This window comes from Bacillus mycoides (assembly GCF_001757995.1).
Taxonomy (GTDB): Bacteria; Bacillota; Bacilli; order Bacillales; family Bacillaceae_G; genus Bacillus_A; species Bacillus_A mycoides_B.
Genome location: NZ_LXLV01000026.1, coordinates 18,518 through 40,389 on the forward strand (window position 1 = coordinate 18,518; position 21,872 = coordinate 40,389).

Annotated in this window: 26 protein-coding genes and 1 pseudogene; 19 read left to right on the forward strand and 8 right to left on the reverse strand. The window is 35.3% G+C overall.

Going from position 1 to position 21,872, the window contains the following annotated elements; translation table 11 throughout:
* Positions 1-109: 109 nt before the first annotated feature.
* A complete protein-coding gene (locus tag BWGOE10_RS10925) occupies positions 110-1,534 on the forward strand; it encodes an aldehyde dehydrogenase family protein (RefSeq protein WP_070142459.1) in 1,425 nt (474 codons plus the stop codon).
* Positions 1,535-1,569: 35 nt separating this feature from the next.
* On the opposite strand, the gene BWGOE10_RS10930 is transcribed toward BWGOE10_RS10925, so the two are convergent.
* Positions 1,570-1,962: a YueI family protein gene (locus BWGOE10_RS10930; protein ID WP_070142877.1), complete on the reverse strand. Its 393-nt coding sequence runs from the start codon at positions 1,960-1,962 to the stop codon at positions 1,570-1,572.
* Positions 1,963-2,216: 254 nt separating this feature from the next.
* On the opposite strand from BWGOE10_RS10930, the gene BWGOE10_RS10935 reads away from it, so the two are divergent.
* A complete protein-coding gene (locus BWGOE10_RS10935; RefSeq protein WP_070142461.1) occupies positions 2,217-3,335 on the forward strand; it encodes a BA2291 family sporulation histidine kinase in 1,119 nt (372 codons plus the stop codon).
* 33 nt (positions 3,336-3,368) lie between these two features.
* On the opposite strand, the gene BWGOE10_RS10940 is transcribed toward BWGOE10_RS10935, so the two are convergent.
* Positions 3,369-4,118, reverse strand: a complete 750-nt coding sequence (locus BWGOE10_RS10940) for a DUF4397 domain-containing protein (RefSeq protein ID WP_070142463.1) — start codon at positions 4,116-4,118, stop codon at positions 3,369-3,371.
* A gap of 802 nt (positions 4,119-4,920) precedes the next feature.
* Here BWGOE10_RS10940 and BWGOE10_RS10945 point away from each other — a divergent pair.
* The 10 genes from BWGOE10_RS10945 (at position 4,921) to BWGOE10_RS10990 (ending at position 14,357) form a co-directional block, all read left to right on the forward strand.
* Positions 4,921-6,231: an aspartate aminotransferase family protein gene (locus BWGOE10_RS10945; protein ID WP_070142465.1), complete on the forward strand. Its 1,311-nt coding sequence runs from the start codon at positions 4,921-4,923 to the stop codon at positions 6,229-6,231.
* Positions 6,228-6,926: an acetate CoA-transferase subunit alpha gene (gene atoD / locus BWGOE10_RS10950; protein WP_070142467.1), complete on the forward strand. Its 699-nt coding sequence runs from the start codon at positions 6,228-6,230 to the stop codon at positions 6,924-6,926. The genes BWGOE10_RS10945 and atoD overlap by 4 nt, the downstream gene beginning before the upstream one ends.
* On the forward strand, positions 6,911-7,573 hold the full coding sequence (locus BWGOE10_RS10955) for a CoA transferase subunit B (protein ID WP_070142469.1): 663 nt from the start codon (positions 6,911-6,913) through the stop codon (positions 7,571-7,573). Before atoD ends, BWGOE10_RS10955 begins: the two co-directional genes overlap by 16 nt.
* A 15-nt stretch (positions 7,574-7,588) precedes the next feature.
* Positions 7,589-8,857: a peptidase gene (locus tag BWGOE10_RS10960; protein ID WP_070142471.1), complete on the forward strand. Its 1,269-nt coding sequence runs from the start codon at positions 7,589-7,591 to the stop codon at positions 8,855-8,857.
* Complete coding sequence (ablB, locus tag BWGOE10_RS10965; RefSeq protein ID WP_070142473.1) at positions 8,854-9,753, forward strand: putative beta-lysine N-acetyltransferase; 900 nt, start codon at positions 8,854-8,856, stop codon at positions 9,751-9,753. Before BWGOE10_RS10960 ends, ablB begins: the two co-directional genes overlap by 4 nt.
* 192 nt (positions 9,754-9,945) lie before the next feature.
* On the forward strand, positions 9,946-11,331 hold the full coding sequence (gene rocR, locus BWGOE10_RS10970; protein WP_098786551.1) for an arginine utilization transcriptional regulator RocR: 1,386 nt from the start codon (positions 9,946-9,948) through the stop codon (positions 11,329-11,331).
* Between the two features lie 210 nt (positions 11,332-11,541).
* Entirely contained in the window at positions 11,542-12,960 is a 1,419-nt protein-coding gene (gene ablA / locus BWGOE10_RS10975) for a lysine 2,3-aminomutase (RefSeq protein WP_002148177.1), read from the forward strand.
* On the forward strand, positions 12,957-13,229 hold the full coding sequence (locus tag BWGOE10_RS10980; protein ID WP_002202113.1) for a YokU family protein: 273 nt from the start codon (positions 12,957-12,959) through the stop codon (positions 13,227-13,229). Before ablA ends, BWGOE10_RS10980 begins: the two co-directional genes overlap by 4 nt.
* 72 nt (positions 13,230-13,301) lie before the next feature.
* The gene (locus BWGOE10_RS10985; protein ID WP_070142478.1) at positions 13,302-13,517 is read left to right on the forward strand and encodes a YozE family protein; all 216 of its coding nucleotides are present in this window, start codon (positions 13,302-13,304) and stop codon (positions 13,515-13,517) included.
* Positions 13,518-13,694: 177 nt separating this feature from the next.
* Positions 13,695-14,357 (forward strand): hypothetical protein, encoded by a 663-nt coding sequence (locus tag BWGOE10_RS10990; RefSeq protein ID WP_002119090.1) that lies wholly within the window; start codon positions 13,695-13,697, stop codon positions 14,355-14,357.
* Between the two features lie 4 nt (positions 14,358-14,361).
* On the opposite strand, the gene BWGOE10_RS10995 is transcribed toward BWGOE10_RS10990, so the two are convergent.
* Entirely contained in the window at positions 14,362-14,517 is a 156-nt protein-coding gene (locus BWGOE10_RS10995) for a DUF3930 family protein (protein ID WP_002018281.1), read from the reverse strand.
* A 149-nt stretch (positions 14,518-14,666) separates the two neighbouring features.
* Between BWGOE10_RS10995 and BWGOE10_RS11000 the strand changes: the two genes are divergently transcribed.
* From BWGOE10_RS11000 to BWGOE10_RS11020, 5 genes are all read left to right on the forward strand, one after another.
* Positions 14,667-14,846 (forward strand): YozD family protein, encoded by a 180-nt coding sequence (locus BWGOE10_RS11000; RefSeq protein WP_002012644.1) that lies wholly within the window; start codon positions 14,667-14,669, stop codon positions 14,844-14,846.
* Positions 14,847-14,956: 110 nt separating this feature from the next.
* Positions 14,957-15,139, forward strand: coding sequence for a hypothetical protein (locus tag BWGOE10_RS11005; RefSeq protein ID WP_000473368.1), 183 nt, complete (start codon positions 14,957-14,959; stop codon positions 15,137-15,139).
* Positions 15,139-15,960: a serine/threonine protein kinase gene (locus BWGOE10_RS11010; RefSeq protein ID WP_070142480.1), complete on the forward strand. Its 822-nt coding sequence runs from the start codon at positions 15,139-15,141 to the stop codon at positions 15,958-15,960. The genes BWGOE10_RS11005 and BWGOE10_RS11010 overlap by 1 nt, the downstream gene beginning before the upstream one ends.
* Positions 15,942-16,697 carry a sporulation protein gene (locus BWGOE10_RS11015; RefSeq protein ID WP_070142482.1) on the forward strand — a complete coding sequence of 252 codons (756 nt, stop codon included), beginning with the start codon at positions 15,942-15,944 and terminating at the stop codon, positions 16,695-16,697. The genes BWGOE10_RS11010 and BWGOE10_RS11015 overlap by 19 nt, the downstream gene beginning before the upstream one ends.
* Positions 16,698-16,774: 77 nt before the next feature.
* On the forward strand, positions 16,775-17,413 hold the full coding sequence (locus BWGOE10_RS11020; RefSeq protein ID WP_070142484.1) for a phosphatase PAP2 family protein: 639 nt from the start codon (positions 16,775-16,777) through the stop codon (positions 17,411-17,413).
* Here BWGOE10_RS11020 and BWGOE10_RS11025 read toward each other — a convergent pair.
* The 5 genes from BWGOE10_RS11025 to BWGOE10_RS11040 form a co-directional block, all read right to left on the reverse strand.
* On the reverse strand, positions 17,400-18,281 hold the full coding sequence (locus BWGOE10_RS11025; RefSeq protein ID WP_070142486.1) for a cation diffusion facilitator family transporter: 882 nt from the start codon (positions 18,279-18,281) through the stop codon (positions 17,400-17,402). The genes BWGOE10_RS11020 and BWGOE10_RS11025 overlap by 14 nt on opposite strands.
* 425 nt (positions 18,282-18,706) lie before the next feature.
* The gene (locus BWGOE10_RS11030) at positions 18,707-19,021 is read right to left on the reverse strand and encodes a thioredoxin family protein (RefSeq protein ID WP_025150916.1); all 315 of its coding nucleotides are present in this window, start codon (positions 19,019-19,021) and stop codon (positions 18,707-18,709) included.
* A gap of 73 nt (positions 19,022-19,094) precedes the next feature.
* Complete coding sequence (locus BWGOE10_RS29815) at positions 19,095-19,439, reverse strand: tyrosine-type recombinase/integrase (protein WP_236735961.1); 345 nt, start codon at positions 19,437-19,439, stop codon at positions 19,095-19,097.
* A 102-nt stretch (positions 19,440-19,541) separates the two neighbouring features.
* Positions 19,542-19,628 carry a hypothetical protein gene (locus tag BWGOE10_RS33345; protein WP_236735962.1) on the reverse strand — a complete coding sequence of 29 codons (87 nt, stop codon included), beginning with the start codon at positions 19,626-19,628 and terminating at the stop codon, positions 19,542-19,544.
* Between the two features lie 291 nt (positions 19,629-19,919).
* Positions 19,920-20,528, reverse strand: coding sequence for a hypothetical protein (locus tag BWGOE10_RS11040; RefSeq protein ID WP_002012636.1), 609 nt, complete (start codon positions 20,526-20,528; stop codon positions 19,920-19,922).
* Positions 20,529-20,604: 76 nt separating this feature from the next.
* Between BWGOE10_RS11040 and BWGOE10_RS11045 the strand changes: the two genes are divergently transcribed.
* Together BWGOE10_RS11045 and BWGOE10_RS11050 are read left to right on the forward strand one after the other, a co-directional pair.
* On the forward strand, positions 20,605-20,826 hold the full coding sequence (locus BWGOE10_RS11045) for a hypothetical protein (protein WP_070142490.1): 222 nt from the start codon (positions 20,605-20,607) through the stop codon (positions 20,824-20,826).
* Between the two features lie 516 nt (positions 20,827-21,342).
* Positions 21,343-21,528 (forward strand): annotated as a pseudogene (locus BWGOE10_RS11050) (hypothetical protein); the annotation flags it as partial.
* Positions 21,529-21,872: the final 344 nt, after the last annotated feature.

Here is a 21,872-nt window from a genome sequence, read left to right on the forward strand (position 1 = left end):
TGTTTTTTGGTGTAGTAGGGCTATGATACAATTACATAAGTCAGACCTTTCACCAGGTGAAATAAGTGTAATGTATTATTGTATACATATATTCGGAAGGAGAACCACTATGAAAAAGCATTTATATATAAATGGAGTATGGAAATCAGTAGGGACATATAAACCATTGTATGCACCATATTCTGAAGAAACATTAGCGGAGATTGCGCAAGGTACAGAAGATGACGTTAAGGAAGCAATAGTTTCGGCTAAAAATGCAATGAAAGAAATGAAAAAATTATCTGCATATGATCGCGCAACTATTTTAGAAAAGGTTGCACAAAAAATGGACGAGAGAAGAGAAGAGTTTGCAGAGATTATCGCAAAAGAAGCTGCAAAACCAATTCGTGCTGCACGGGGAGAAGTAGATCGCACTGTTCAAACATATAAGTTTGCAGCTGAAGAAGCGAAGCGAATATATGGTGAGACGTTACCATTAGATGCTGCGCCAGGAGCAGAGGGCCGTATAGCGTATACAATTCGACAACCAATCGGGGTTATTGGTGCTATTACACCGTTTAATTTTCCACTTAATTTAGTAGCACATAAAGTAGGCCCAGCAATTGCGGCTGGAAATACTATTGTGCTAAAGCCAGCCGACCAAACGCCACTTTCGTCGTATGCATTGGTAGAATTATTTGAAGAAGCTGGTTTACCAAAGGGAGCTTTCAATATAATTTCTGGACCTGGATCTGTTGTAGGTGAGGCATTAGTAAAAGATGAGAACGTTGCTTGTATTACTTTTACAGGAAGTCCGAAAGTAGGTATTGGAATTAAGGAAAAAGCTGGATTGAAACGAGTGACGTTAGAATTAGGATCGAACGCTGCTGTAATTATTGATGAAGATGTTGAATTGACAGACGAAATAATTGAACGTGTAAAATGGGGCGCGTTTGTGAATAATGGACAAGTTTGTATTTCAGTACAACGTGTTTTTGTGAATGAACACAAAATGGATGAGTTTATTACAAAATTAACGAAAGCAATGGAAAACGTTGTAGTAGGAGACCCGCTGCATGAAGAAACAGATGTATCGGCACTTATTTCAAAAAACGGTGTAGAACGTATAAATGCATGGGTGGAAGAGGCAGTTAAGGAAGGAGCAAATGTTGTATACGGCGGTAACAAACGTGATGCAAGGATTTTTGAACCGACTGTATTAACAAATGTTCCAGAGTATGTATCTGTTCAGTGTCAAGAAGTATTCGGTCCACTTATGACTGTAAATACATTTAAAGAATTTGATGAGGCTTTAGAACAAGTAAATAATTCACGTTATGGATTACAAGCAGGTGTATTTACAAATAATCTATGTAAAGCAATGCGTGCAATTGATGAATTAGAAGTCGGTGGTGTCATGATTAATGATATTCCAACGTTCAGGGTAGATCATATGCCTTATGGTGGTGTGAAAGAGAGTGGCACAGGCCGTGAAGGGATTAAATATGCAATAGAAGAAATGACAGAAATGAAATTAATATGTATTAAAAAATAAAAGGTACACTTTTTTAATCAAGTGTACCTTTTATTTTACTTCATTTCTTGTTTGAAAATAGCATCTTCGACATAAATGTGTTCTTTATCTACAGCAGTGCTATGAGAGAGTACTAAACCGATTGGTGTTTCAGTACCTTTATTTTGAACAATTGTAAAAGGAACATTTTTTTCAGTTGCTAATTTAATGTATTTTGATAAATGTGGGTAAGCAATGCTTCCATTTAGGAATAGTTGTAATGATTGAGAAGAACGTATGTTACCTGTTACTTCTGTATACACATTACTTTGCATTACTTGACCGATTGTTAAAGCGATTTCTACGCGCTCACGTAATGTAGTTAAGTACATATTACGTTCTTCTGGTTTGTTTTGCTTTTGGCCATAAATGCCTTCTTGGAGATAGTCTTCCACATTTTTATTTACCATATTTTTCACACCTTTCACTTCCTATTGTACGCAAGAATTAAAAAGGATGCAAAAAAAGTCGTTTTGAACGCGAAAAAAAATTGAAAAAGTGAGAAGGAAAAAGGGCTATATGAACACAAAGTATTAAATAAGAAAGAAAAAATAAATTTTATCAACAGAAATTAACAAAATGTGACAATAATCTATTAACGAAATGCATTTTTTGTGTTAATATTCAAAATATAAAGGGTATTCGTCGTATGGAAATGGAGTGAATGGAGGTTTTTCCAATCGATAAGGATATTAAAGAAGTATTTTGTTCGCACTTGAAAAACAACAGGCACCAATTCGTAGAGAACTGGAAAAACAAAATGATAATTTCCGAAAAAGACCCATTTAAGCAAGAAGTTGCTCAAAATGGAGAAAATTTATTAGAGTTAATTATCGAACTCATTATGGAAGATAAAGACATTTCTTATCTTCAACCGTTATGTGAAAAAATTGCTATTGAGCGTGCAGGGGCAGATGCGAATATTGGAGATTTTGTCTACAATGCAAATGTGGGAAGAAATGAACTTTTTGAAGCAATGTGCGAATTGGATGTAAGCGCTCGTGAACTGAAACCGATTATGGCCAAAATACATACTTGTTTTGACAAATTAATTTATTATACCGTTTTAAAATACTCAGAAATTATATCGAAGAATTTAGAAGAAAAACAGCAATATATAAATGAAACACATAAAGAAAGGCTTACGATTCTAGGGCAAATGTCGGCTAGTTTTGTGCATGAATTTCGTAATCCGCTAACTTCGATTATGGGATTTGTAAAGTTATTGAAGACAGACCATCCTAATCTATCGTATTTAGATATTATTTCACATGAATTAGAGCAATTAAATTTTAGGATTTCGCAATTTTTACTTGTATCGAAAAAAGAAATGTGGAATGAATCTGAACGTTTTTGGCTAAATGACTTATTTCAAGATATTATACAATTCTTGTATCCAAGTTTAGTTAATGCAAATGTTTTGATTGAAAAGAATTTGCCGTATCCTATTCCACTCGTTGGTTACCGGAGTGAAGTGAGGCAAGTAGTTTTAAATATTTTAATGAATTCGATTGATGCTCTTGAATCGGTAAAAGAAGAGCGGAAAATTATCATTGATGTATTTGAAGAGGATCAGACTGTTCGCATTGTTATAAAAAATAATGGACCCATGATTCCAGCAGACAATGTAGAGACCATTTTTGAGCCATTTGTAACTACTAAAAAGCTAGGAACTGGTATTGGATTATTTGTATGTAAACAAATTGTAGAAAAACATAACGGATCCATATTGTGTCGTTCGAATAACGACTGGACAGAATTTCAAATTGCGTTTCAAAAATAAACAGTCTACACCATACGAATGGTGTAGACTGTTTTAATTTGTAAGTATAACGGCCTCTAATTTTGGATCCTCAGTTGAATAACCTACTATTGAAATCGTGTAAATTGTATTTGGTTCAACGTTGAATTTCGGAATGGTTAATAGTACTTTTTTTGTATCAGCAAGTGAAACTTCAATATCTGCTGTACCAGGGCTAACTTGTAAAAAATCTGTTATTTGTTTAAAGAGTACATTTTCAAATAAATGATCCCCATCTTTTAAATTTACATTTATAACTGGAGTGTCTGGTGAAAAATGTGCAAACCGTATTTTTGCTTGACCAGATGGTAAATGAGTATTATCAAGAATAGGTTGTAATTGAAGATGGTTATCGCTATTGACCGCTGCAAGGGTATAAGTGTGATTCCCCATTATTGGTACTAATGCTGAGAATATTGGAGTTTCGTTTCCGACAGGGACAATATCAATACGGTATTTACCTTGCACTAATGATAAATAAGGACTGAATTGTTTAAAAGAAATATTTTTAATAACCTTTTGTCCGTTTATTATAATATCAACTGCTGGTGTATGGGGAGCTGTGTGGAAAATTCTCATATGTGACGGTAAAGTCGCTTCTTGTGAGTCTCTCTTTTCATATGCTTGTACAAGTTTTGTAATTGCATCATGGTATTTCATATAGAGTTCTACATATCTTTTAGGATTTCTATATTGATAGTAACGAGCGAGTTGTTCGTAACGTGCAGCTTCTTGTCCGTATTTTTCAATTTCGGATTGAGTCATGAACATTCCTCCTTTATCATCATTATAAATATATGCGAAGCTAGAAAGAGGTTATGCAAAAAACTTGCCTTTCTAGAAGGAAAAGTTAAAATGGGGATTTTTTTATTTATAGGCAAACACACATACAAATCGATAATTGTCCTACATAAATTATAAAGGAAAGGTAGTTTGACTTTGATGGAAGGAGTGGAACCATTGGGATGTGGATATCCCAATAGTTATTGGGAATGAAGTTATGGAGGATTTGGTGCTATAGGTTGTGGGACGAATTATGGATTTGCATTATGAGTATTTCTATTAATTTTAGTGATGCGTTGGAAAAGGTAATACCGATAAAAGAGCGTCGTGCCGAACTGATTAATGTGGTTAATCGGTTCTTTTTTTATTGTTCTAAACAGGTGGTACTATTTGTTAAGTAATAGTTACGATAAATGTGGCGAAGTAAAATGTCGAATTTTGTTTGAAAATATGCAATATAAAGTAGGATAATAGGAAGGAGAATAACGGGAGTTCCGTCGAAGTTTACACAATGTCAGCAATTGAGGGAAGCTGATATTATGTAAAAAAAATATTCAATTTGTTGTTATCTTAAATCAGGAAGGGGTATTTAAGCGTACAGGTAAGGGTTGGTCTTCATTTTAAGTTCTGAATTTTCTGTTTTTAAAATAATGTTTAGCACTCATTTGTATATTTTATAATAGTTTTTTGATAAATTCACTGCTTTCGCAGAGGATTCTTTTTTATGAAAGAAACGTCAATTTTCTTCATATACATATACAAATTGGAGAAATGGGGGAGCGCTATGCGCGATTACTTAATTAAGCCACTTGTTGGTCAGCCGTATCCAATGATTTCACATGGAAAAGGTGTTTATTTATATGATCAAAACGGAAATAAATATTTTGATGGTTCGTCAGGAGCGATTACGGCAGGTATTGGACATGGCGTAACAGAGATTGCGGAAGTTATTAAAAAGCAGGCAGAGGAGATTGCTTTTGTTTATAGATCACAGTTTACAAGTGAACCGGCTGAAAAATTAGCGAAGAAGTTAAGTGATTTAAGTGTAGGAGATTTGAACTGGAGCTTTTTTGTAAATAGTGGTACGGAAGCAAATGAAACAGCTATGAAAATTGCAATTCAGCATTTTCAGGAGCGTGGCATTCAAGGGAAACACAAAATTTTGTCGCGATGGATGAGCTATCATGGTATTACGATGGGAGCTTTATCTATGTCGGGGCATCCGCTACGTAGACAACGTTTCGTATCAATTTTGGAAGATTATCCGACTATTCCAGCTCCATATTGTTTTAGATGTCCGATGCAAAAAGTATATCCAACTTGTCAGCTTGCTTGTGCGACTGAACTAGAAAGATCTATTGAACGAATAGGTGCAGAGCATATTGCAGCTTTTATCGCTGAGCCGATTATCGGAGCGGCTGGAGGCGCGGTTGTTCCGCCTAAAGAATATTATAAAGTAATTAAAGATATTTGTAGTCATTACGATATTTTATTTATTGCTGATGAAGTAATGACTGGGCTTGGTCGTACTGGCGCATGGTTTGCGATGGAGCATTGGGGTGTAGAACCAGATATTATGACGCTTGGTAAGGGATTAGGAGCTGGGTATACACCGATGGCAGCGACGATTGTAAGTGACCGTGTTATGGAGCCAATTTTACGTGGATCACGTTCTGTTATGAGTGGGCATACGTTAAGTGCAAATCCATTGTCTGCAGCAACGGCTTTAGCTGTTATTGCATATATGGAGAAACATAATCTACCTGAAAAAACAGCAGAAAAGGGTGAGTATTTAATAAAAGGTTTACAGAAAGTTCAGCAACAATCTACAATCATTGCTGATGTGCGTGGAAAAGGATTGCTAATTGGAATAGAATTGCAATCGTTTACAAAAGCGTCGGAGCTTATTTCAGTCGCGGCTAAAAATGGACTGCTCTTATACCAAGCTGTTTCAGGGCAAGCAGGAAAAGAGGATAGTGCACTGCTTGTGGCACCGCCAATGACAACTACATATTCCGAGTTAGATGAATTACTTTCAATTTTTGTAAAGAGCGTGGAAGAGATGATGCAAAAAGGAGGGCATAGTATCGCATGACAACTATTACAAATACATTCGGTAAATTAAAAGAAATAGAGGAAGTAATTTCTTTGTTCCATGATGATATGACATTAATGTTTGGGGGATTTGGGGGGATTGGGTCCCCTCCATCTTTAATTCAAGCTATTTTAGATAAAGACATTACAAATTTAAATTTAATAGGAAATGATACTGGATTTCCTGATGTAGGAATCGGTCGTCTTGTTACGAATGAAAGGGTTAAATCTTTAGTTACTTCTCATATTGGGTCAAATCCAAATGCGGGAAGACAATTAAATGAAGGAAGATTGCAAATTGAATTTTCTCCGCAAGGAACACTAGCAGAGCGTATTCGCGCTGGTGGTGTAGGACTTGGTGGTATTTTAGTTGACGTTGGTGTTGATACGATTGTAGAAGAAGGAAAACGTACAGTTGAAATGAATGGAAAGACATATTTAGTTGAAACAGCTTTAACGGCTGAAGTCGCAATTGTATATGCGAAAAAAGCGGATCCGTTTGGCAATCTTGTATTTGATAAAAGCGCTCGTAATATGAATCCGCACGTAGCTATGGCTGGGGACATAACGATTGTAGAAGCAGAAGAAATTGTTCCACTTGGAAGTTTAGATCCAGAAGAAATTGTCGTCCCTGGTGTATTTGTAAATTATATCGTGCCATCGGAAGGAGTGAATTGGAAATGGGTATGGGCGTAGAAGTAAGAGATAAGATTGCAAGACGTGCAGCGAAAGAAATTCAAAATGGTATGCTTGTAAATTTAGGTATTGGAATTCCATCGCTTGTACCGAATCATTTGCCAGAAGATATGAATGTAATGTTTCACGCGGAAAACGGTATTGTTGGTATGGGACCAACGCCAAGTAAAGGGAATGAAGATGAGAATTTATGTAACGCAGCAGGTTTACCAACATCTCTTATTACAGGAGCAAGTTATTTCGATAGCTGCATGGCGTTTGGCATGATTCGAAAAGGTTTACTTGATGTTACGATACTTGGTTCGTTACAAGTAAGTGAAAATGGTGATTTAGCCAACTGGATTGTACCAGGAAAACGCGTTCCGGGTATTGGAGGAGCGATGGATTTAGCGCAAAAAGCGAAGCGGGTTGTTGTTGTGATGAATCATGTTGATAAATACGGAAATGCAAAAATTGTTTCGGAATGTACATTGCCATTAACTTCGAAAAAATGTGTAGATTTAATTATTACAGACATGGCTGTCATGGAAGTGACTCCAAGAGGACTTGTCTTACAAGAATTAATGAGTCCGTACACTGTAGAAGATGTAAAACGACATACGACAGTTGATTTTCATATAAGCTCAAATTTACTAGTAATTGAATGAGGGGAGTTGTAATATATGGAGCAATTAAAAAAACAAGTTTGTGATTATATTGAGAGTCATGAAGAAGAGAGTGTAAAATTTTTAACACGATTAATTCAAGAAAAGAGCGTATCTGGTGATGAAAGCGGTGCGCAGGCAATTGTTATTGAAAAGTTGCGTGAGTTAGGTCTAGACCTCGATATTTGGGAGCCTGCTTTTAATGAAATGAAAGATCACCCTTATTTCGTATCACCTCGTACAAGCTTTACAGATAGCCCGAACATTGTAGCAACTTTAAAAGGAAGTGGCGAAGGGAAATCTATGATTTTAAATGGGCATATTGATGTCGTGCCAGAAGGGGACGTAAATCAGTGGGACCATCATCCGTATAGTGGAGAGAAAATAGGAAACCGCATATATGGACGTGGAACAACAGATATGAAAGGCGGCAATGTCTCACTTATGCTTGCGATGGAAGCGATTATTGAATCTGGTATTGAACTAAAAGGTGATATCCATTTTCAAAGTGTAATAGAAGAAGAAAGCGGTGGGGCAGGAACATTAGCAGCTATTTTACGAGGATATAAGGCAGATGGCGTTATTATCCCTGAGCCGACGAATATGAAGTTTTTTCCGAAACAACAAGGGTCAATGTGGTTTCGTCTACATATAAAAGGCAAAGCAGCACACGGTGGTACACGTTATGAAGGAGTAAGTGCAATAGAAAAAAGTATGTTTGTTGTAGATCATTTGAGAAAATTAGAAGAGAAGAGAAATGGTCGAATTACAGATCCGTTATTTAAGGGGATTCCGATTCCAATTCCAATTAACGTTGGGAAAATTGAAGGGGGAAGCTGGCCAAGTTCTGTTCCCGATTCATTAATTTTAGAAGGAAGATGTGGTATTGCGCCGAATGAGACTATAGAGGCAGCAAAAGAAGAGTTTGAAGGCTGGATTGGTGAATTAAAAGATGTGGATAGTTGGTTTGTAAAAAATCCTGTAGAAGTAGAATGGTTTGGAGCGAGATGGGTTCCTGGTGAACTAGAAGAAAATCATCCACTTATTACAACGCTTCAACATAACTTTGTTGAAATCGAAGGGAACGAACCGATTATAGAAGCTTCGCCATGGGGAACAGATGGAGGTTTGTTCACCCAAATCGCTAACGTACCCACGATAGTATTTGGTCCAGGAGAGACGAAAGTAGCACATTATCCAAATGAATATATAGAAGTTGATAAAATGATTGCTGCCGCAAAAATAATTGCATGTACATTACTAGATTGGTGTGAGGTGAAGAAATGAAATACTATGAATCTTTTAGTGAACAGACAAAGCATTACACAGTAGAAGGGGTATTAGACTATTTTAATAAACGTGTTAGAGTTGATCACTATACAGGAAATGTTGAACGTATTATACAAACAATCGATGAATTAGCAGAGAAACATTCTTTCACTAAATGTATTATTAAAGGAAAGGGAGAGCATGTTTCAACATGGCTCTCTTTCGGTTTCTTATTGGAAGCAACGATACCTCATTATTTTCAAGGACACGATGCGTACTTCTTCGTGAAATATCATTCCAATGAAAGACGAAATAGTATTCATTGGAATGAGGAAGATAGCATTTTAAGTGGTGTAAAAGCAAAAGAAGTGAAAGAAAAAATAGTCCCAGAGGAGTTTGTATTAAGAAAAGCGACAGAAGAGGACGCGGAAGAATTAGCAATTGTCTTTGGGAAAGTATTTGAAGTTTATCCGACACCTTTAAATGAATCGAATTATGTAAAACAGACGATGAAGGAAGACGATACAATTTACTATGTTTATGAATTCAAAGGGAAAATTATTAGTACAGCATCTGCTGAAATGAACGTGAAAGAGGGTAATGCAGAATTAACGAATTGTGCTACATTACCTGAATATCGAAAACATGGTTTTATGAAAAGTTTGCTAATTAAGTTAGAGGAAGAACTTAAAGAAAGATCTATTTTTTGTTCCTATACAATTGCTCGTTCGCTATCTTTCGGTATGAATGCAGCCTTTCATCAATTAGGCTATACATATACGGGAAGGCTCGCGAATAATTGCTACATTTTTGATAAGTTGGAAGATATGAATATATGGGTGAAAGATTTATCAAGCTATTCGAAAGTAGTAAGACTCCCGCCTCAAAATTCAGCTGTAAAGCAAAGCAGTTAGGTGGGAGTCGGGATAATAATCAGTGGGGATGAATAAAGCCCCACTGATTAAAGTTTCACTTAACCATAAATAAGCGATAGAAATATATACAAATTTCATCAAAATAATAGAACGGAATCGCCATGCTTATAATCGCAAAGAGGGATGCCAAAAATCCGGCATGCATTTGCCAGATTTTCGGCAAAAGGGGGGATGATATTGCTAGCAGTTTCGACACAAGAAGTCATTGAAGCGATTTTGGGCAGTATTGATGAGGCTATACACGCAGTAGATGAAAATGGCATTACAATTTTTTACAATACCGTTGCAGCAAAACATGATGGATCCAAAATTGAAAAAGTGTTAGGAAAGCATTTGTTAGAAGCGTTCCCTTCTTTATCTAGGGACACGAGTACATTGATGAAGGTGTTAGATACAAAAAAACCAATTGTACATCAAGTGCAGCATTATCAAAATTTAAATGGAGAAGATGTTTGTACGGTAAATACGACGTTACCTATTTTTATAGATGGAAATATTGCTGGTGCTGTTGAAATTGCAAAGGACTATTCTACAATTCAAAAACTTACTGATACAATAGTCGATTTACAGTCAAAAATAAAGCGATCATCTGGCAAAAAAGCGATAAAAAAGCATGTTGCGTTTGAGACGATAGTAACTAATGATGCTCGGTTTAAACAGACGAAAGAGTTAGCTCAAAAAGTAGCCCCAACTGATGCAAATGTTTTAATATATGGTGAAACAGGAACAGGGAAAGAGCTATTTGTGCAAGCAATTCATGAAGCTTCTAAACGGAAAAATAAGCCATTTATTGCACAAAACTGCGCAGCTTTGCCAGAGTCGCTATTAGAAAGTTTATTGTTTGGAACTACAAAAGGAAGCTATACAGGGGCAATTGAACGAGCAGGGTTATTTGAACTTGTAGATGGAGGAACATTATTTTTAGATGAACTGAATTCAATGCCACTCGATTTACAAGCGAAGATGCTACGTGTATTAGAAGATGGAGTTATTCGTCGCATTGGTGATAATAAGACGAGAAAAGTAGATGTTCGCGTTATTACTGCAATGAATCAGCCTCCAGAAGTATGTTTAAGAGAAAATAAAATTCGCACTGATTTATACTATCGATTAAATGTGTTTTCATTATATATTCCGCCGCTTCGCGAAAGAACTGAGGATGTACTGTTATTAGCGTCTTACTTTTTGAAAGAATATAATAAAAGTTATAAAAAAGGTGTACTTCAAATTGATAAGGAAGCGAAAGAAAGATTACAAGCTTATCAATGGCCTGGAAATGTTCGTGAGTTAAAACATACGATTGAACATGCTGTCATTATTACGGAAGGGAATTCGTTAACAGCAAATTGCTTACCACGAACATTTCGGAAAGAGAAACTTCCGAAGAAGAAAAGTATATTACCGCTTAGGGAAGCTCTTCATCAAACGGAAAAGGAATTAATAGATCAAGCGTTAATTGAAACGGAAGGGAATATTTTGCAAGCAGCAAAAATGTTAGGTATTCCGCGTCAAACGCTTCAATATAAACTGAGCAAGTACGACAAAACCGCCGAATAATCGGCGGTTTTTGTGTGTTTGCACCAATAAAAGAGCGTTTACATATATAACAAGTAATGAATATGATAGTAAATATCGTTTTAGTACAGCACTTAAAAATATTTATTCTCTTATATAATAGGGTATTTCTCGCATTTACTTATCAAGAATATGAAGTTGGCATAATTATTGCTTATATAAAGGATGAGCGTATAAAAAGGGGGAATAGCAATGTTACATGATGTATACAAACCAAATCGTCACTGGAAGGATATTGAATTATGGAAAGATGTTACAGAAGAACAATGGAATGACTGGGTTTGGCAATTAACGAATACGATCAAAACTTTAGATGATTTAAAGAAAATAATTAACTTAACACCTGAAGAAGAAGAAGGTGTTAAAATTTCAACGAAAACGATCCCGTTAAACATTACACCGTACTATGCTTGGCTAATGAATCCTGATGACCCACGCTGTCCGATTCGGATGCAATCAGTACCGATTTCGGAAGAGTTATATAAAACAAAATATGATTTAGAAGATCCGCTTCATGAAGATGAAGATTCACCAGTTCCAGGATTAACGCATCGCTATCCAGACCGCGTACTATTTTTAGTAACGAATCAATGTTCTATGTATTGTCGTTACTGTACACGTCGTCGTTTTAGTGGACAAATTGGAATGGGCGTACCGAAAAAGCAATTAGATGATGCGATTGCTTATATTAGTGAAACACCACAAGTACGTGACGTTTTAATTTCTGGCGGTGATGGACTTCTAATTAATGATAAAATTTTAGAATATGTATTAAAGAATTTACGAGCAATCCCGCATGTTGAGATTATTCGTATCGGAACGAGAGCACCAGTTGTATTCCCACAGCGTATTACAGAAAATCTGTGTAACATAATTAAAAAATACCATCCAGTATGGTTAAATACGCATTTTAATACTTCTATTGAGATTACAGAAGAATCGAAACTAGCATGTGAAATGCTTGCAAATGCAGGTGTTCCAATTGGAAACCAAGCTGTAATTTTAGCTGGAATTAATGACAGCGTTCCAATTATGAAAAAACTTATGCATGATTTAGTGAAAATTCGTGTTCGTCCATATTATATTTACCAATGTGATTTATCAGAAGGTATCGGTCATTTCCGTGCACCAGTTTCTAAAGGATTAGAAATTATTGAAGGCTTACGTGGACATACGTCTGGTTATGCAGTACCAACTTTCGTTGTCGATGCACCGGGTGGAGGCGGAAAAATTGCGCTTCAGCCAAACTATTTAATTTCACAAAGTGCGGATAAAGTTGTTCTTCGTAACTTTGAAGGGGTTATTACAACGTATCCAGAACCAGAAAACTATATCCCAGGAAGAGCAGAAGGCTACTTTAAAGAAATTTATCCGACTTATGAAGAGAAACGTTCTGATATCGGTGTTGCAGGATTGATGAGTGATAGGAAATTTAATCTTGTTCCAGATGATTTACAACGTATGAATCGCCGTAAAGATTATGAAGTCAATGAAACGCATGCTTCTTTAAAAGATAAACGTGATAAGCGTGATCAATTAAAAGATAAAAAATATCAAGCACAAATGGCAAAGTTAGATGACGACAAAAAAAATGAGGGTGACGTAGTATGAATTGTATGTGGTGTGACAGTACAGAAGCGAAAGAAAGCTTGAATACTGTATATTGGGAATTACCAGATGGTACGAAAGCCATTGAAATCCAAGAGACACCATGTATTACTTGTTCCTCATGTGGAATGGACTATCAAGCAGACCATACTGTAAAAGAAATTGAAGATCAGTTGTTTTTAATTTATACGAAAGATTTGCCAAAACAACTAACATTCGAAGAGTTGATGGGAAGACCACGTTTATTAAAAAGGAATTATTTCGACTTTTAACCAGCTTTTATGCTGGTTTTTTTCTTTTTCGCCTTGTATAATGTACCCAAGTTAGAAAGGTAGGGAATATTTTTGAAAAAGACATTTTACCATTATATGATGAAGCACCGTGCAGCTTTATTTAAAAATGAAATATCAGATTTAGCAGAGGCGATGTATGATGATTTAAGTTTTCCGAAGCAATCTGAAGACTATGATGTAATTAGTTCATACTTAGAGTTAAGTGGAATGCTAGAAAGTATGTCTATATTTGATGATGCATGGGCTTTATATATACAAGAGAGATAACGATATGAAGTTTTAGGAAAATGAAAGCTAGTTTAACTACTAGCTTTTTTGAGTTATATACAAATTCTACTTTTTTATTGAAAAAATTTATGAATATAAGCTTCTGTGATAAGCGTTTTTATGTAGGTTGCATATACTGTTATCAAAATCACGACGTTTAAAAAAGGAGAGATATAGATGGCAAGGAAAAAACAACCTAAATATAACGTAGGGGACATAGTCGTGATTACGCTATATGGAACCGTTGGGAAAATTACAAATATGAAAATTTTAGATGGAGTTTACGTATACGAAGTAAATAATCACGATGGATTTTATGTAGAACAAACTTTGCAGCATGTTACAGAGCAAGAAATGAAAAAGGGTGACACAGAGTGGATTGAATTAAATTATAACTTTACGTTTGGTGATCTCGTGCAAGTAACTGGATATGATAAAGATGTTTTTCGTATTGTTGGTTTTCGTACAGAAGTATGGAGATATAAAAATGATGCATGGGAAGATACTATATATGAATTGTCACGAATTACTGATGGTGAATGGTTAGAAGCTGATGAATCTGATTTAACATTACTTGCCAATGCACAAACGGCAAATGCAATTTTGAAGAAAATGAAACAAGATAAAGCTGGTATGAATAAATTGGATTTAGGAAAATTGAAGTCAATTAACAATTCGAAAAAAGTAAGTGTAAAGACGAATCGCCAAGAAATTATTGATGGGTTATTAGATATTTATAATGATTATCATTTATTATTCGATACATTTAAAGATGAAGAATATAAAATTGTTATGGATGTTGTTCAAAATTATTTAGTTAAATTGACAGAGAAAAAATAGTTAACTAGAAAGAGAGAATAAATTGAACAACAACATATGCAGTATAAGGTATGCCTACAATTATTAAAAAAATAAAAAGCCATTTAATAAGAGAGTCTGCCCATTGATCTTCATGCATGAACTCTTCTTTTGTTTGCTCTACTTCGTATTGGTATTCCATTATTATTTCCCCCTTTGGATAGCTTGTACTAACATCGTATGCCCTTTGCCTACATGATATGACTTATAAAAAAAGAAAAACTATTTTTCTAATCTCATATACATAATTTTGAGATTTTTTCATAAAACAGAAATAAAGGAGTGATGCTCATGAAGGAAATTGAAGTCGTAATTGACACGGAAGAGATTGCGGAGTTTTTTTATGAGCGACTAATTGAAAGAGGGTACGTTCCAAAAAGAGAAGAAATTGAGGACCTGGCAGATATTACATTTGAGTATTTATTAGAGAAATGCATGATTGATGAAGTTTTTGATGAAGAGGAAGATTGAAAGTAACGGCGGGCTTAACTCGTCGTTTTTTACTCTTTACAAACTTGTCACAAATATAGACAAGAATTGTTGGTATAATTAAAAGAAAATTTTATACAAGAGGTGAAGGGATGTTCAAAAAAATTATTGATTCTTTACTAGGAAAGAAAAAACATCGTTCGTATTCAAGTAGTGATTATCGCCATAGAGGGCGCTCTTATTCAAGTAGCGACTATAAACGACGTTCATCTGGTTATGGGCATCAGCATTATAAAAGAAAACGTAAAAGCCGTAGCTTCTTTTCAAGTAGCTGATGAAATGGCCTCGTATACTAGCTTTATTTGATAGACCACTGCGAAAAAATACAATCGTTGCAGAGTGTTATAAGATTGAATCAGTAATTGGAATGGGCAGTTATGGGATTACATATGTCGTTAATGATTTACAAATAAATAGATATAAAGTCTTAAAACAATTAAGGCAAAGTAAACAAAGATATGAGTCTGGTAGAAAATCATTTGAGCAAGAGAAAGTGATTTTACAAACATTAAATCATGCGTCAATTCCTAAGCTACATGATCATTTCATATGGGAGAAAAAGAACTTTTTTGTGATGGAGTATATGCCAGGAGAAAATTTTGAAGATTATATTTTCTTAGATGGGCAAGTATATGATGAACGTGAAGTTTTTGAAATTTTATATGAAGTACTAGGAATTGTTTCGTATTTTCATAGTAAAGGTATCATTCACCGAGATTTACGTATTCCAAACATATTAATGAAAGAACATCAGATTAGTATTATTGATTTTGGATTGGCTAAATTGAAAGGTGAGGGTGATGAGCGAGCTATAACTTATGAAGGTGAACAAGCTTTGATGCGAGAAGTTCACTTTCGTAGCGACTTTTATGCGCTCGGTCATTTCGTATTATTTTTATTGTATGCTGGTTATGAATCGACTGAAAAAAAGGAAAAACCTTGGTATGAAGAGTTAGTGCTGGAAGAATATAATCGCGACATGCTAATGCGAATGTTACAAATGAAAGCGCCATACTATGAAAATGTACAAGATTTGAAAAAAGATGTAGCTTACGCTTTAGAAAGGATGGAGACCCCATGTTTCAAAAGTTTTTAGCAAGCGTTGGAATTGGAAGTGCAAAAGTAGATACTGTTCTTGAAAAAGATGAGTATATAGTTGGAGAAGAAATAGTAGGGAAGGTTCATATAACTGGAGGTTCAGTTAGCCAAGAAATTGAAAGCATTTACTTAACGTTGTCGACGTCATATGTAAGAGAAGTAGATGATAAAAAAGTAACTGCATCGTATGATTTAGAGCGAGTTCGTTTAACAGATCCATTTTCTGTAGAGCCAAATGAAAAAGTGGAAATTCCATTTTCGTTTTTAATGCCGATTGAAGCACCACTAACACTTGGAATGAAAACGGTTTGGGTTCATACAGGTCTTGATATTAAACGTAGTATTGATCCAAGTGACCGTGATTATATTCAAGTATTGCCGAATGCGCTATTGAACAGTGTATTAAATAGTGTAAATCAATTAGGTTTTAAAGCGCGTCATATAGAATGCGAAGAATTACCGTATCGATTACGTAAGCAAGTTCCATTCGCGCAAGAATTTGAGTTTATTCCAGTTTCCGGAGAATATTATGGGAAATTAGATGAATTAGAATTATTATTTTTGCCAAGTGCCCACGATCGATTAGAAATTATTATGGAAGTAGATAGAAAATCACGTGGCTTGGCTGGTTTATTCGCAGAAGCGCTTGATCTTGATGAGAAGGTTATTCGCTTTACAGTAACAAGCGAAGATATTCCAACGATGCAGCAAAAAATTAACAATAATATTTTTTAATAAACTATGCATAAAAAAGAAATGGAGAGGAAAACTAAAACAACCGCTCCATTTTTTTGCATAGTGAGGTTATGTATGTGAAACGATACCGACATTTATACTTGTTAAGTTGTACACTACTCATTTGTTTTGTCGCACTATCACTTTCGTATCATACCGCTTGTATTGAAAAATTTGATAATGTAGTCGCACACTTTATTCAAAGTTTCCGAAACGAGTATTTGACAACCTATTTTACTTGGGTGTCCTTTATCGGTTCAAAAAGAATATATTTCCCGTTACTCATTATACTTGTAATGTATTTTCTCCTTAGAAAAAAAATATTAAGTGCATTACTTCTAACAATTAATTATTACGGATCACGTTATTTGAACAGTATGCTCAAACTATGGTACGAACGAGCAAGACCTGATGTGACGCAGCTTGTTACAGCAACTGGATATAGCTTTCCGAGCGGTCATACGATGAACGCTACTGCTTTTTTAGGATTTATTGCATACGTCACAATTACAGAAGATCGTATTTCATTGCATAAAAAGTTGCTGATTATTTTTATAGCAAGCTTCGTTGTATTATCTATTTCAGTTAGCCGAATTTATCTTGGCGTGCACTATCCATCTGACATATTAGCCGGATGGGCAGCGGGCGGTAGCTGGCTCGTTTTATGTGTTATATTTCATAAGGCGTTCATTAAAAAAGAACCTATGTCAAAATAGGTTCTTTTTGCATGGGCTCCACATGAATATGAGCATGGTAAATTCCGAATTTCTTTCGAAGCATATCTTCAATATTGTCAGTAATACAATGGCTTTCGCTAACATCCATTCGAGCATCTACTTCAATTGTAATATCTACATACGTTTGATTCCCATACATACGAGCGCGAATATCTACAATATGTTCTACACCTGAAATATGTCCTACAGCATCAGCATATTCATCCATTTTATCAGGATCAATACCATCCGTTAGCATATGGGAAGCTTCTACGAAAATTTCCCATGCAGTCTTACAAATAATAAGACCGACAAGTAAAGCAGCAATAGGGTCCAAAATAGGCATTTGGAACTGTGCTCCGACAATACCTACTACTGTACCAATACTTACGAGAGCATCTGATAAATTATCTTTTGCAGCAGCCTCTAATGATTTACTTTTTGTTCGCATTGCAATCTTTTTCGTATACTTGTATACACCGTACATAACGACAGCAGAAAATAAAGCCACCCATGCAGCAAGTACATTAGGTGCTGCTTGTTTCGGATTGAAAAACGATTGAATTGCACTAATCACAACTTCTAATCCGACCGTTGCCATAATAAAGGAAGCAACAAGTGATGCGATTTGTTCTGCACGCGAATGCCCATATGGATGATCTGGATCACGAGGCTTACGAGAAATTTTGAGACCGATTAATATAGCTAAAGAAGCACCAATATCCGTTAAGTTATTCAAACCGTCAGCACGTAATGCACTAGAGAGGGTAATATAACTGATGATGATTTTCATAGAGGATAAAAATATGTAGGCCATAATGCTGACAATAGCACCTTTATCAGCTTCTTTATGAGAAAGAGTATCCAATTTAATCACTCACCTTTCTTTAAAGGAATTCCTTTCTATAAATAGAGTATCAAACGAAACTCGTGTGGGTCTATACAAACATTGTTGACGTTTTATAGCTTTTTAAGAAGGGGATAACAAAGTTTCGTGAAGGAAAAATATGTTGTAAAGTGCAAAGTGGAAAGTTGTTAAACAATTAACGATCGATATGGCATAAGGAAGGGAAGGAGGGGTGTTCAAAATGATTCGTATTAATGCCATTCGTATATATTTTTCTCAAAATGATGGTCTGTAATTCTTCAAATGAAGAATATATAAAAAATAATTTCTTGGAGTAGAAGTGGAGAAAAGCATTAATATATGTTCATTTGCATAAAAAATACGAAAAAACATTGTGAAAACAAATAAAAAATCTCTGGAAAACTATCCAGAGGTTTTTTCATTTCTTAGTACGCTTCTAAAAACTCAGTAACTTGCTCTTCAGTTTTTGCATTCGCACTGTGTAAGTGACCTAGCTTTTCTCCATTTTGGTATACAAGTAAGCTTGGGATACCCATTACTTGATACTCTTCAGCAATACTTGGTAACTCATCTTTATTAATAGAATACCATTCAAATTTATTGAACTCTTCCATTACATCTCCGATAAAGTTGTCCATACGCACGCAATCCGGGCACCATGTAGTAAAGAACTTAACAACTACTGGCTCCTCGCTTGCAATGATGTCTTTGAATTCCTTGTCAGACTTGATTTCTCTCATGTTTTGTTGCTCCTTCTTCACTTATAATATTTGGGGTTATTTAGGCGGTGTTTTTGCCCAGAAACGAAAACTTCTAACGAAAGTTCTTCTTTCCGAATAATTCGTTTGCAAATTGATTCACCGCAGTTTCCTGAAGTCCTGGTACAACATGTGAGTAGGTGTCCAGTGTGATGCCTACTCTTTTATGTCCTAATCGTTCACTCACAATCTTCGGATGTATACCTTGCTTTAACATAATTGTTGCATGAGTATACCTCAGATCATGGAACCGAATATCAGGAACCTCACTTTTCTTTATAAGCTTTTTCCAGAGCTGTGTCAAACTTCTGAAACGGCAGACCAAATCGTAGTCATTATAGCCTTCACCATATCGCTCTTTTTCCTCAGAGATTTTTTGCAGATGGTCATTTAGTGCCATTAAAGTAATGTCAGGCAAAATCAGCAATCTCTTTCCTGAAGAGGTTTTTAGTTCATGTAATCCCTTTGTAATGTGAGAGAGGTAACGGTTAACAGATAACGTTCATCTCTCAAAATCAATGTCTTTCCATTGTAGACCTAAGATTTCACCTTTACGCATTCCACATGTAATACCAAGAAGATAAGCGATATAATAACGGCTTTCTTTTGCATGTTCTAAAAAACGAAGAACTTCTTCATCGGTTAAAAAGCCAGGGGGTTAACGCTGATTTAGTGGAAAGAGCTCATTATATCACTCTTTCGGAGGAGGTGAGTTAGGATGCGGAAATGGTTAAAGAAACTATTTTAGAAAAAACGCCCACCCTGCATTGTTTGTGAGGAACAAGAAGGTGAGCTTCAATTAAACGAAACGGATAGGATCTGTGAAAATTGTGCCCAAATTATGCATGAAAAAGGTATTGAAAGAGATGAATAGTACCCTTTACATCTTATTCCATATATAACAAAGCTGGTTAGCTTCTGATTCAAGAGCTATTAAATGATCATTATTAATAGAGTTATTCGTATACATTCTGTTCTTTTGAATGTTAAGAACCGTATAATTCACATCGTTATGTTCATTTGAAAATGTTGACTCGTTTAATAATGTCAGCGTTGAGTTGATGTTGTATTTATCAATTCGCTCTTTTTTTCCTTTGAAAAACAGTTTGATAAGATGCGGCTCATCATTAATGAGCAAACCGAGTTCAGGTGATGAGCGGACGATTAAATCATCTGATATCCAATGTGATTTACCTGGATCGAACCAAGAGACGTCTTTGTTTTTAATGAATTTTTTGTACTGTTTTATGACATCAATGTAGTTTTGCTTTTTCTTCTGATCAACCGTTTGCACTAATGTTTCGAAACATTCAAAAGGTAGTTCGTTTTGATGAAATTTAATAACAGTGTCTCGTAATTGTTTCCAGTAATCAAAAGCTGGTTGGTATTCCGGTTGAGATTTTAGATTTTTTACAAAGTTTGTTTTAGCTGCACTACTTTTCAGTGTGAAGTCTAGAAATTGTGTAAGTCCTACTTTAATTTCTGCCATATTACACCCCCTTTTCAAACATTACTAATTCGATAATGGAAAGGAAAATCCTGCATTTTTTAAGGAGGTGAGCTAGATGCTAGAAAACCCGATGTCCATGCACAATGGCTACGGCAAAGCTGATCCGCAAGAACAAGAGGGAATTATTACAACTTCTATCGATATCCAAAAGTTACAAGATGTTATAAGTCGAGCGGTAGTGATTTTGCAGGATTGTCCAGAAGATGCTGAACTTGATGATTTAAATGGGAGCATTAATGAAGCGTTGGAATTGTTACAAAAGTATTTGGGGCAATAAAAAAGGACGAGCAGTCGTACCTGCTGTCCTTTATAGGAGGAAAATTATTCTGGACTAGAACTACGAATAACCAGAAAAAGCGCTTTTAACCAGTGTTGTCAAAGATGTAATAATCTGTGCAACATAAAAGCTTAGTCGGAATTCAAAACAACAAAATGGCTTACGTTGGTAAACAGGCTCAAAAGTAGTATATGCAAAATGAAAAATTCCATACAAAAAGCAGACAACAATTTTGGTTGTCTGCCTGTGAGTCGAATGAGTTAGCTAATTGTGATAAATTGCTTTCCCATTACAAGAAGAGTGAAGCTGCTAGTTCAAACAGCTTGTAGGTAGTGTTTTCGATATTTTAAAAAATATACAGAGAAAGCAGATAAGTGATGAACCTACCTGCTTACTACTGTAACAAAAGAAAGAAGTACTAGCCGTGGATACGACGGTTTGAAAATAGTATGTATTTTTATTTGAAAAATATTCAAGGGGTGAAGAAACATGGAATGTTTGATAAATGGTGTCTATGAAATAGATAATGATTTTTTTGGTCCAATAAACTTTGCTAATGTTGTAGCTGTTTCATCCATAATTCAATTGAGTGCAGGGGATTTAGTCGAGATTTTTGCACAAAGTAGCGTAGCTGGAGTTATTAGTAATGTAGAAGATAGTACGCATTTTGAAGCTGCAAGATTCCCGTCTCCAAAAGTATAAGTGGTATGAAACCTTGTAAGTAATTTAATATCAGGACATTCCAAAATTTATACTCACCCTGTACAAGAACGGATAATTTATTTGTAGTGCATGAAGTATTTTAACGGTGTACAAGCTGTTTTGAAAGCGCTGGATAAATGAACTATGTACTGTTAAATAGTGTCTGATGATTGTAAACGAAACAGTCGAAGAAGAGTAGCGGTGTATGCAAAAAGAAATGCATGATGTTTAGGTAAAGAAAGCTTACTGGTAAGGGGATCTTACCGATTTAGTTCATGAAAAAAGCCCTGTTGTCTCCAACAGGACCCTTCCTAAAATGGCAAAGAGTAACTCTTACCTTACTC

Bases quoted from the DNA above. Each gene is read 5' to 3' on its own strand.
- BWGOE10_RS10930 (WP_070142877.1), bottom strand. From the start codon at position 1,962: ATGGTAAATAAAAATGTGGAAGACTATCTCCAAGAAGGCATTTATGGC.
- BWGOE10_RS10945 (WP_070142465.1), top strand. From the start codon at position 4,921: ATGCGCGATTACTTAATTAAGCCACTTGTTGGTCAGCCGTATCCAATG.
- BWGOE10_RS10935 (WP_070142461.1), top strand. From the start codon at position 2,217: ATGGAGGTTTTTCCAATCGATAAGGATATTAAAGAAGTATTTTGTTCG.
- BWGOE10_RS10980 (WP_002202113.1), top strand. From the start codon at position 12,957: ATGAATTGTATGTGGTGTGACAGTACAGAAGCGAAAGAAAGCTTGAAT.
- BWGOE10_RS11040 (WP_002012636.1), bottom strand. From the start codon at position 20,528: ATGGCAGAAATTAAAGTAGGACTTACACAATTTCTAGACTTCACACTG.
- ablA (WP_002148177.1), top strand. From the start codon at position 11,542: ATGTTACATGATGTATACAAACCAAATCGTCACTGGAAGGATATTGAA.
- BWGOE10_RS11045 (WP_070142490.1), top strand. From the start codon at position 20,605: ATGCTAGAAAACCCGATGTCCATGCACAATGGCTACGGCAAAGCTGAT.
- BWGOE10_RS11010 (WP_070142480.1), top strand. From the start codon at position 15,139: ATGAAATGGCCTCGTATACTAGCTTTATTTGATAGACCACTGCGAAAA.
- BWGOE10_RS10925 (WP_070142459.1), top strand. From the start codon at position 110: ATGAAAAAGCATTTATATATAAATGGAGTATGGAAATCAGTAGGGACA.
- BWGOE10_RS10960 (WP_070142471.1), top strand. From the start codon at position 7,589: ATGGAGCAATTAAAAAAACAAGTTTGTGATTATATTGAGAGTCATGAA.
- BWGOE10_RS11000 (WP_002012644.1), top strand. From the start codon at position 14,667: ATGAAGGAAATTGAAGTCGTAATTGACACGGAAGAGATTGCGGAGTTT.
- BWGOE10_RS11030 (WP_025150916.1), bottom strand. From the start codon at position 19,021: ATGAGAGAAATCAAGTCTGACAAGGAATTCAAAGACATCATTGCAAGC.
- ablB (WP_070142473.1), top strand. From the start codon at position 8,854: ATGAAATACTATGAATCTTTTAGTGAACAGACAAAGCATTACACAGTA.
- BWGOE10_RS10955 (WP_070142469.1), top strand. From the start codon at position 6,911: ATGGGTATGGGCGTAGAAGTAAGAGATAAGATTGCAAGACGTGCAGCG.
- BWGOE10_RS10940 (WP_070142463.1), bottom strand. From the start codon at position 4,118: ATGACTCAATCCGAAATTGAAAAATACGGACAAGAAGCTGCACGTTAC.
- BWGOE10_RS10995 (WP_002018281.1), bottom strand. From the start codon at position 14,517: ATGGAATACCAATACGAAGTAGAGCAAACAAAAGAAGAGTTCATGCAT.
- BWGOE10_RS11015 (WP_070142482.1), top strand. From the start codon at position 15,942: ATGTTTCAAAAGTTTTTAGCAAGCGTTGGAATTGGAAGTGCAAAAGTA.
- rocR (WP_098786551.1), top strand. From the start codon at position 9,946: ATGATATTGCTAGCAGTTTCGACACAAGAAGTCATTGAAGCGATTTTG.
- BWGOE10_RS29815 (WP_236735961.1), bottom strand. From the start codon at position 19,439: ATGGCACTAAATGACCATCTGCAAAAAATCTCTGAGGAAAAAGAGCGA.
- BWGOE10_RS11005 (WP_000473368.1), top strand. From the start codon at position 14,957: ATGTTCAAAAAAATTATTGATTCTTTACTAGGAAAGAAAAAACATCGT.
- BWGOE10_RS10990 (WP_002119090.1), top strand. From the start codon at position 13,695: ATGGCAAGGAAAAAACAACCTAAATATAACGTAGGGGACATAGTCGTG.
- atoD (WP_070142467.1), top strand. From the start codon at position 6,228: ATGACAACTATTACAAATACATTCGGTAAATTAAAAGAAATAGAGGAA.